General features: G+C 73.1%; 7 protein-coding genes and 1 pseudogene. 2 read left to right on the top strand and 6 right to left on the bottom strand.

The window, feature by feature from the left end; translation table 11 throughout:
- Window positions 1-28: 28 nt before the first annotated feature.
- Window positions 29-1,657, bottom strand: coding sequence for a ribosomal protection-like ABC-F family protein (abc-f, locus tag DT019_RS31435; RefSeq protein ID WP_114040368.1), 1,629 nt, complete (start codon window positions 1,655-1,657; stop codon window positions 29-31).
- A gap of 675 nt (window positions 1,658-2,332) precedes the next feature.
- Window positions 2,333-2,740: a cupin domain-containing protein gene (locus DT019_RS31440; RefSeq protein WP_114040369.1), complete on the bottom strand. Its 408-nt coding sequence runs from the start codon at window positions 2,738-2,740 to the stop codon at window positions 2,333-2,335.
- A gap of 52 nt (window positions 2,741-2,792) precedes the next feature.
- On the opposite strand from DT019_RS31440, the gene DT019_RS31445 reads away from it, so the two are divergent.
- The gene (locus DT019_RS31445; RefSeq protein ID WP_114040370.1) at window positions 2,793-3,800 is read left to right on the top strand and encodes a helix-turn-helix domain-containing protein; all 1,008 of its coding nucleotides are present in this window, start codon (window positions 2,793-2,795) and stop codon (window positions 3,798-3,800) included.
- Here DT019_RS31445 and rarD read toward each other — a convergent pair.
- A complete protein-coding gene (gene rarD / locus DT019_RS31450) occupies window positions 3,797-4,729 on the bottom strand; it encodes an EamA family transporter RarD (protein WP_388982522.1) in 933 nt (310 codons plus the stop codon). The genes DT019_RS31445 and rarD overlap by 4 nt on opposite strands.
- Window positions 4,730-4,903: 174 nt before the next feature.
- Entirely contained in the window at window positions 4,904-5,761 is an 858-nt protein-coding gene (locus DT019_RS31455) for an SDR family oxidoreductase (protein ID WP_114040372.1), read from the bottom strand.
- A gap of 101 nt (window positions 5,762-5,862) precedes the next feature.
- Between DT019_RS31455 and DT019_RS31460 the strand changes: the two genes are divergently transcribed.
- Window positions 5,863-6,261 (top strand): winged helix-turn-helix transcriptional regulator, encoded by a 399-nt coding sequence (locus DT019_RS31460; protein WP_114040373.1) that lies wholly within the window; start codon window positions 5,863-5,865, stop codon window positions 6,259-6,261.
- A 1-nt stretch (window position 6,262) separates the two neighbouring features.
- Here DT019_RS31460 and DT019_RS31465 read toward each other — a convergent pair whose 3' ends face one another.
- Together DT019_RS31465 and DT019_RS31470 are read right to left on the bottom strand one after the other, a co-directional pair.
- Entirely contained in the window at window positions 6,263-8,212 is a 1,950-nt protein-coding gene (locus DT019_RS31465; protein WP_114040374.1) for an APC family permease, read from the bottom strand.
- 77 nt (window positions 8,213-8,289) lie between these two features.
- Window positions 8,290-8,441 (bottom strand): annotated as a pseudogene (locus tag DT019_RS31470) (2-oxoacid:ferredoxin oxidoreductase subunit beta); the annotation flags it as partial.

Below are 8,441 nucleotides of genomic sequence, written 5' to 3' on the forward strand. Positions count from 1 at the left end.
GGGACACCGTGGCCGACGGGAACGGGGGTCAGCCCACCGGCGCTCCGGCGCTCAACTCCAGCCGGTCGCCGGTGAAGGAGGACCGGAAGCGGCGGTCGTGCGAGACCACGACGATCGCCCCCGGGTAGTCGGCCAGCGCCTGCTCCACCTCCTCGACCAGCGCGAGCGACACATGGTTCGTCGGCTCGTCCAGGACGAGGAGATCGGCGGGGCGGGTGACCAGGCGGGCCAGTTCGAGCCGCCGCCGCTGTCCGACGGAGAGCCCGGCCACCGGCACCGCCAGGTCCTTTTCCCGGAACAGGCCGAGGGACAGGAGCTCCTCGGCGTACTCCTCGGGCGGCCCGGCCCGGCCGACGGCGTACGCGTCGAGCAGCGGGAGGGAGGTGGCGCGATGGCTCAACTCCTGCGCCAGGTATCCGACATGGGGCGTGGAGCGGCGCACCTCGCCCGCGTCCGGGGTGAGATCGCCCGCGAGGACGCGGAGCAGGGTGGTCTTGCCCGCGCCGTTGGGGCCGGAGACGAGGAGGCGGCGGCCCGGCTTGACGGTGAGGCCGGGCACGTCGAGGCGGTCGCCGACCTTCACCCCGGTCAGCTCGACGAGCGGGCCGTCGGGGGTGGCCGCCGCCGTGGTGAGACGGGCGTTGAACCGCAGGGGCGGCGGCGGGGCCGCGACCGGCTCGCGCTCCAACTGCTCAAGCCGCGTCCTGGCCGCCCTGACCTGTCCGGACAGCTTGGACTCGGAGGACCGGCGGTGCTTGCCGAAGCCCTGGCGCGGGTCCTTGCCGGTGGCGGCGAGCCGCTGCCCGGCGCCGTCGACCAGCTCCCGGGTACGGGCCAGCTCCTCGCGCCACTCCTGATGTGCCAGCTCCCGGCGGCGCCGGGCGGCGGCCCGGGCCGTACGGTATCCGGCCCAGCCGTCGCCGTACCGGACGACGGTGCGCAGGTCCCGGTCCACCTCCAGGATCGTCGTCGAGACGCGTTCGAGGAAGGCCCGGTCGTGGGTGACCACCACCAATGTGCCCCGGTGGGCGCGGAGTTGATCCGCCAGCCAGTCGGTGGCCTGGCGGTCGAGGTGGGTGGTCGGCTCGTCGAGCAACAGCAGCTCGGGGGCGGCGGCCAGTACGCAGGCCAGCGCTAACCGTGACTGCTCGCCGCCCGAGAGCGAGCCGAGCGCGCGGTCGCGGGTCACGCGGGCGAGGCCGAGGGCGTGCAGGGCGGCGTCGGTACGGGCCTCGGCGCGGTAGCCGTCGCGTTGCTCGTACGCGGCCAACAGGTCGCCGTACGCGGTGAGTTCGGCGGCCGTCGCGTCGGCGAGGCGGGTCTCGGCCGCCCGGATGTCCGCTTCGAGGGAGCGGAGGTCGGCGAGGGCGAGGTCCACGGCGTCCTGGACCGTACGGTCCGGGGGGAGGGCGAGGGTCTGGGCGAGGTGGCCGGTGCCGCCGGGGAAGACGGCGGTGACCTCTCCGGTGTCCGGCCGCTCGGCGCGGGCGAGCAGCCGCAGCAGGGTCGACTTGCCGGAGCCGTTCTCGCCGATGACGGCGGCCCTCTCGCCGGGGCGGACGGTGAGCGAGACGTCGTCGAGGACCAGGCGGTCGCCGTACGCCTTCGAGGCGTGGGCGAGGGTGAGCTGGGAGGGGGTGTTTGTGCGGGCGGGCATGCGGTTCCCTTGGGGGTACTCGGGGTCTTCTTTCCTGACGCTGGGCAGCGCGGCGCGGGGTGCCGCGGGGCGGGGTGGGTCAGCGGAAGAAGTAGTACGAGTACATGCGGCTCACGCTAGCCGGGGTGGGTGGGCGGGGGCACCCCGTTTTTTGCAGCCCGGCCGCCCGCCCGGTACTGGGGCTCCCGGAGGTTTGCCCACCCGCCCACCCGTGCAGGGGGTTGGATGGTTCGGCTTCTGGGGGCTGCGCCCCCAGGCCCCCCTGCGGGGACTGCGTCCCCTGCACCCCTCCCCCCGTTCGCGGCTGAACGGCGCTCGTCCTCAAACTTCCCAAGGACTTAAGGGGCCCGTGACGGGCTGGGCATGCCCGCATGGTCCAGCACCAAGCCGGTCAGGATGCCGACGTGGCCGACCCAGCCCCTGCTAGGGGCGCGGGGAACTGCGCGAGCACCCCGTACGGTCCGCGGGCGGAAGGGGGTTGGGGGCGCGGGGAACTGCGCGAGCGGCCACGCACGGTCCGCACGTGAAGGGCGGGCGGAGGCGCAAGCAACCCGCATTCCACGGTCCGCGGCCGAAAGCGGGTGAGGGGCGCGGGGAACTGCGCAAGCAACCCCGTATGGTCCGCGGCGCCGGCCGACGGGTGCCACCGGGGCCCAGGGGCGGAGCCCCAGAAGATTACGGGAGGGCGTGGCCTCGGGTCGTGTCCACGTGGGGTGGGACCGGGTCATGGCGGTCGCCCACGGTCAACGTCCCCGTCGGCTCGAAGAGCAGCAGCGCCGCCCCCGCCACGGACGACGGCCTGTGCTCCGTGCCGCGCGGGACCACGAACACCGCACCCCGCGCGAGGGTGACCTCCCGCTCGACCCCGTCCTCCCGCAGCGCGATCGTCAACTCGCCCTCCAGGACGAGGAAGAACTCGTCCGTGTCGTCGTGCGCGTGCCACACATGCTCGCCCGCGACCTTGGCGATCCGTACGTCGTAGTCGTTCACCTGGGCGACGATCCGAGGGCTCCACAGGGCCTCGAACCCCGCGAGCGCGGTGGAGAGGAGGAGGGGTTCACTACGGGCGGGTCCGGGATTCATGGCCTCATCGTCGTGCCTGGCGCGGCGGCCCCGCGAGTGCTAGGAATCGCGTATGGCGAAAGGATCCTCGCAGCACGCGTCGGGCGTCCCCCAGCAGGCCACCGCGCCCCACCGGGTCGTGGTCATCGTCGACGAGGGGTCCAACCCCTTCGAACTCGGCGTCGCCACCGAGCTGTTCGGGCTGCGCAGGCCGGAGTTCGACCGGCCCTGGTACGACTTCGCCCTGGCCGCCGCCGACCCCTCCGTGCGCATGCACAACGGGATGTTCACGCTGTCCGGCGTGGCCGGTCTCGATGTGGTGGGCGGCGCCGACACCGTCATCGTGCCCAACCGGCCCGACCCCTTGACCACGCCCACCCCCGCCGTCCTCGACGCCGTACGGGACGCGGCGGCGCGCGGCGCGCGGCTCGTCAGTTTCTGCACCGGCGCCTTCACGCTGGCCGCGGCCGGGGTGCTCGACGGTCGGCGGGCCACCACGCACTGGCGCTGGGCCCGGGCCTTCGCCGACCGACACCCCCGTGTGCTGCTCCAGCCCGACGTGCTGTTCGTGGCGGACGGCAACGTCCACACCGCCGCGGGCAGCGCGGCCGCCCTCGACCTCGGGCTGCGGCTCATCCGGTCCGACCACGGCGCGGAGGTCGCCAACGCCGTGAGCCGGCGTCTCGTCTTCGCGGCCCACCGGGACGGCGGGCAGCGCCAGTTCGTGGAGCGGCCGGTGCCCGCCGTCCCCGCCACCTCGCTGGGCGGCGTGCTCGCCTGGGCTCAGGAACGGCTCGATCAGCCGCTCACCGTCGCCGACCTCGCGCGCCGCGCCGCGGTCAGCCCGGCCACCCTGCACCGCAGGTTCCAGGAGCAGCTCGGCACGACCCCCCTGGCCTGGCTCACCGCGGAACGGGTCGCCCTCGCCTGCCGGCTGCTGGAACGCGGTGAGTCCGGCCTCGGCCGGGTCGCCCGGCTCAGCGGGCTCGGCACGTCGGCCAACCTGCGGGCCCGGCTCCGCCGTGAGACCGGGCTCAGCCCCTCGGCGTACCGGCGCCGGTTCACCGTCCAGGGGGGCTAGGACGGCCGCGGCGCCTCCGGCAGGTCCGCCCGCGGCTCGTCCCGGCCGCTCGGCATGCCGGTCGCGGGCACGTTCGCCATGGCCGCCGCGAGGGCCCTGCGGGCGTGCCGGGCGGTGCGCAGCGCGTCCCAGGTCAGGATCGTCAGGGCCAGCCACACCAGCGCGAAGCCCGCCCAGCGCTCGGGGGGCATCGCCTCGTGGAAGTACGCGATGCCGAGCAGGAACTGGAAGACCGGGGCCAGGTACTGGAGCAGGCCCAGCGTCGAGAGCGGCACCCGGATCGCGGCGCCGCCGAAGCAGATCAGCGGGATCGCGGTCACCACGCCCGTCGCGGCGAGCAGCGCCGCGTGCCCGGCGCCCCCGCTCGTGAAGGTGGCCCGCCCCTGCCCGCCCAGCCACAGCAGGTAGGCGAGCGCGGGCAGGAACTGCACGGCGGTCTCGGCGGCCAGGGATTCGAGCCCGCCGAGGTTCACCTTCTTCTTGACCAGGCCGTACGTGGCGAACGAGAACGCCAGCGTCAGCGAGATCCACGGCGGCCGTCCGTAGCCGACGGTCAGGACGACCACGGCCGCCGCGCCGATGCCGACCGCGACCCACTGGGCCCGGCGCAGCCGTTCCTTCAGGATCAGCACGCCCATCGCGATGGTGACGAGCGGGTTGATGAAGTAGCCGAGGGACGCCTCCACCACGTGGCCGGAGTTGACCGACCAGATGTAGACGCCCCAGTTGACCGTGATCACGACGGCGGCGACGGCTATCAGGCCGAGCCTGCGCGGGCGGCGCACCAGCTCGCCGATCCACGCCCAGCGGCGCATCGCGACCAGGGCGACGGCGACCAGGGCGAGGGACCACACCATGCGGTGGGCCAGGATCTCGATGGCGTCGGCGGGCTTGAGGAGCGGCCAGAACAGGGGGACAAGCCCCCACATCCCGTACGCGCCGATTCCGTAGAGCAGTCCGGTCCGCTGTTGTCCTGCCGAGTCCTTGGCCACTGGCCCTCCCTGTGCGCGCGATCCAGCAGAAGGTAGCGCCGAAGGGCCCGTGGTGTCATGCCCGTACCGCGATACGGTCCTGACGATCCGGAATGCGTACGCGCCCGGGGGTCACGCGGCCAGCGCGGCCCGGACCGTGGCGGCCATCGGGGTGGTGGGGCGACCGATGAGGCGGGCCAGGTCGCCCGGGGTGGTGGCCAGCAGGCCGCGCTCGATGGCGAGGTCGACGTCGACCAGGATCTCCGCGAAGGCGGCGGGCAGGCCCGCGCCGGTCAGGACGGCGAGGTGGGCCTCGGGGGTGACGGAGGTGTGCACGATCGGCTTGCCGGAGGCGGCGGCGACCTCGGCGGCGTACTCGTCGAGCGACCACGCCACGTCGCCGCTGAGCTCGTAGGCCCGGCCCAGGTGACCCTCCCCGGTCAGCACCGCGGCCGCGGCCGCCGCGTAGTCGGCGCGAGTGGCCGAGGCGATCCGGCCCTCGCCCGCGTTGGAGACGACGGCGCCGTGCTCCAGGACCGGGGCGAGGTTCGCCGTGTAGTTCTCGGTGTACCAGCCGTTGCGCAGGAACGTGTACGGCAGCCCCGAGTCGAGGATCAGCCGCTCGGTGGTCTTGTGCTCGGCCGCGAGGGCGAAGTCGGCGTCCGGGCCGCCGAGGACGCCGGTGTAGGCGAGCTGGGCCACGCCCGCCGCCTTCGCCGCCTCGATCACCGCGGTGTGCTGCGGCACCCGCTGCCCGACCTCGCTGCCGGATATCAGCAGCACCCGGTCGCCGGTCCGGAAGGCCCCGGCCAGCGTGGCGGGCTCGCTGTAGTCCGCGATGCGGAGCTCGACGCCCCGCGCGGCGAGCGGGGCCGCCTTCTCCTTGTCGCGTACGACGGCGACGATCTCGCTCGCCGGTACCCGGGCGAGCAGCTCGTCGACGACGAGACGGCCCAGCGCTCCGGTGGCTCCGGTGACGACGATGCTCATGGGATCTCCTCGGGGGAAGGGGGTGGTTCCTGTGCTTCGACATCCACCCTACGGAGAGCGCTAACCTTTCGTAAGTACCCACTTTGAAGTAAGGTACTGGTATGGGAGTAAGTGATGGCCGGAGCTGGGCCCAGCGCGAGGAGATGTGTCCGCACCGGCTCGTCCTGGAGCACGTCACCAGCCGGTGGGGCGTCCTCGTGCTGGACGCGCTGCTCGACCGCTCGTACCGTTTCAGCGAGCTGCGCCGCGAGATCGGCAAGGTCAGCACGGTCAGCGAGAAGATGCTCGCCCAGACGTTGCAGACGCTGGAGCGGGACGGCTTCGTGCTCCGCGACGCCAAGCCGGTGATCCCGCCCCGCGTCGACTACTCGATCACCCCGCTCGGCCGCGAGGCCGCCGAGCAGGTCCGCGCCCTCGCCCGCTGGACCGGGGCGCGGATGGACGACGTGCAGCGCGCGCGGGCCGCGTACGACGCGGCGCGGGAGGCAACTGCCCCATAGATCAGTCGGGTTGAGGGGACTTGCCCGCCTCCAGGGAGTGCAGGGCGCGCGACACGTCGAAGGGCAGGATCGTCACCGCCACCGACGGGAGGTGTTCCAGCGCCTTGGCCATCTCCTCGGCGGTCCCCCGGTGCAGCAGCTTGCCCAGCGCGTGGGTGTAGAGGCGCCGGGGGACCAGGACGGTCAGCGAGGTCGCGCCATCCTCGGTGGTGCGCCCGGCCAGTTCCACCATGGCGTGCCGCAGCCGCCGGTCGGGGCACGCCACCACCTCCAGCGGCACCGAGGTGGCGGCCGTCGTCTCCCAGGCGGCGGCCAGCCTGCGCGCGTGCGCCTCGTCGATCGCGAAGTGGACGGCCCTGATCTCGTCGGCCCGCACCTCGTGCGCGTACCGCAGGGCCTTGAGGGTTGCGAGGTCGAGCGTTTCGACCAGGACGAACACCAAGTGCCGCCTGGCGCGCGGCAGCTCGGCGCCCGGGGCCTGGATGGCGCCGAGCACCGCCGCCTCCCGCCGGTACTCGCGGTTGATGCGGGTCAGCGCCCACACGCCGAGCGGGAAGACGACGACCACCAGCCAGGCGCCCTCGGTGAACTTGGTGACGGCGAAGATGAGGACCACCGTCGCCGAGACCACGGCCGCCACCGCGTTGACGCCGATCTTCAGCCGCCGGTGCCGCTCGCGCCGCCGCCAGTGGTAGGCGGTGAGCCCCGCCCCGGCCATCGTGAACGCGGTGAACACCCCGATCGCGTACAGCGCCACCAGCTTGTCCACGCTCGCGCGGGTCACCAGGAGCAGGGCCATGGCCACCACGGTGAGCGCGATGATCCCGTTGGAGAAGGCCAGACGGTGGCCCCGGCGGGTCAACTGCCGGGGCAGGAAACGGTCCTCGGCCACGAAGCTGGCCAGGAACGGGAAGCCGGTGAAAGGGGTGTTGGCGCCCGTGTAGAGGACCAGGGCCGTGGCCAGCTGCACGAAGACCAGGCCCGCCGTCCCCAGGGGCCCGCCGCCGAAGGCGAAGTGCGCCTCCTGCGCGATGACGGTCGGGGTGCCGTCCCGATACGGGACCGCGTGCGTGAAGTGGGCGAGCGTCGAGACGCCGAGGACCAGGACGCCCAGCACACAGCTCATCGTGATCAGGGTGCGCCGGGCGTTGCGGCCCTGGGGTTCGCGGAACGCCGAGATGCCGTTGGAGATCGCCTCCAGACCGGTCAGCGAGGAGCCTCCGTTGGCGAACGCGCGCAGCACGATGAACAGGGAGGCCCCGTACAGCCAGCCGTCGCCCGGGGTGCCCACGGGGATCACGCCCGCCGCGTGCAGATCGGCCCGGGGCAGCCCACCGGTCAGACCGCGCACGGCGGAGACGGCGAGCACGAGCCCGACCGCCGTCATGAACAGATAGGCGGGCAGCGCGAACAGCCGCCCCGCCTCGCGCACCCCGCGCAGATTCCCGTACGCGAGGAAGAGGATCACCCCGGCGGAGATGGGGAGTTGGAGGTGGTCCATGGCGGTCGGGCCGCCGCCGACCAGGTGCGCCAGAGACACGAGCGCGTTGGTGCCCGCCGAGACCTGCACGGCGACGGTCACGATGTAGTCGACGAGCAGCGCGACCGCGGCGATCTGCGCGACGGTCGGGCCGAAGTTCTCGCGGGCCACGACGTACGAGCCGCCGGCCCGGGTGTAGATCATGACGACGTCGCTGTAGCAGAGCGTCAGCAGCAGCAGGACCAGCAAAATGGCCCCGGTCACCGGCATGAGCAGGGAGAACGCGGCCGCCCCCGCCACCGGGACCAGAACCCGGAGCATCTCCTCGGAGCCGTACGCGGACGAGCTGACGCAGTCCGAGGCGAGGACGCCGAGCGCCGTGCGGTTGTCGAGCTTCTCCTCACTGACGCGCTCGGTCGTGAGGGGCCTGCCGAGCAGGCGTCGCTTGACGCGGTACGCGAGACGGTCCATCCCTCTATGAGAGCGGGTGCCCGGCCCGGGGTCCATGCGGACTCCCCGGCCAGGCACCCGGTTCTCGTATGGGTGGTTCAGCCGACGACGGTCCAGGTGTCCTTGCCGGTGAGGAGGGTGGCGAGGTCGCCCTTGCCGTTCTGTTCGATGGCGGTGTCGAGTTGGTCGGCCATCAGGGTGTCGTAGACGGGGCGTTGTACGGAGCGGAAGACGCCGATGGGGGTGTGGT

Source organism: Streptomyces sp. SDr-06 (assembly GCF_003324565.1).
Lineage (GTDB): Bacteria > Actinomycetota > Actinomycetes > Streptomycetales > Streptomycetaceae > Streptomyces.

Excerpts from the sequence above, each read along its gene's own strand:
- DT019_RS31465 (WP_114040374.1), bottom strand. The coding sequence starts at position 8,212 with ATGGACCGTCTCGCGTACCGCGTCAAGCGACGCCTGCTCGGCAGGCCC.
- DT019_RS31455 (WP_114040372.1), bottom strand. The coding sequence starts at position 5,761 with ATGAGCATCGTCGTCACCGGAGCCACCGGAGCGCTGGGCCGTCTCGTC.
- DT019_RS31445 (WP_114040370.1), top strand. The coding sequence starts at position 2,793 with ATGGCGAAAGGATCCTCGCAGCACGCGTCGGGCGTCCCCCAGCAGGCC.
- rarD (WP_388982522.1), bottom strand. The coding sequence starts at position 4,729 with ATGTGGGGGCTTGTCCCCCTGTTCTGGCCGCTCCTCAAGCCCGCCGAC.
- DT019_RS31440 (WP_114040369.1), bottom strand. The coding sequence starts at position 2,740 with ATGAATCCCGGACCCGCCCGTAGTGAACCCCTCCTCCTCTCCACCGCG.
- abc-f (WP_114040368.1), bottom strand. The coding sequence starts at position 1,657 with ATGCCCGCCCGCACAAACACCCCCTCCCAGCTCACCCTCGCCCACGCC.
- DT019_RS31460 (WP_114040373.1), top strand. The coding sequence starts at position 5,863 with ATGGGAGTAAGTGATGGCCGGAGCTGGGCCCAGCGCGAGGAGATGTGT.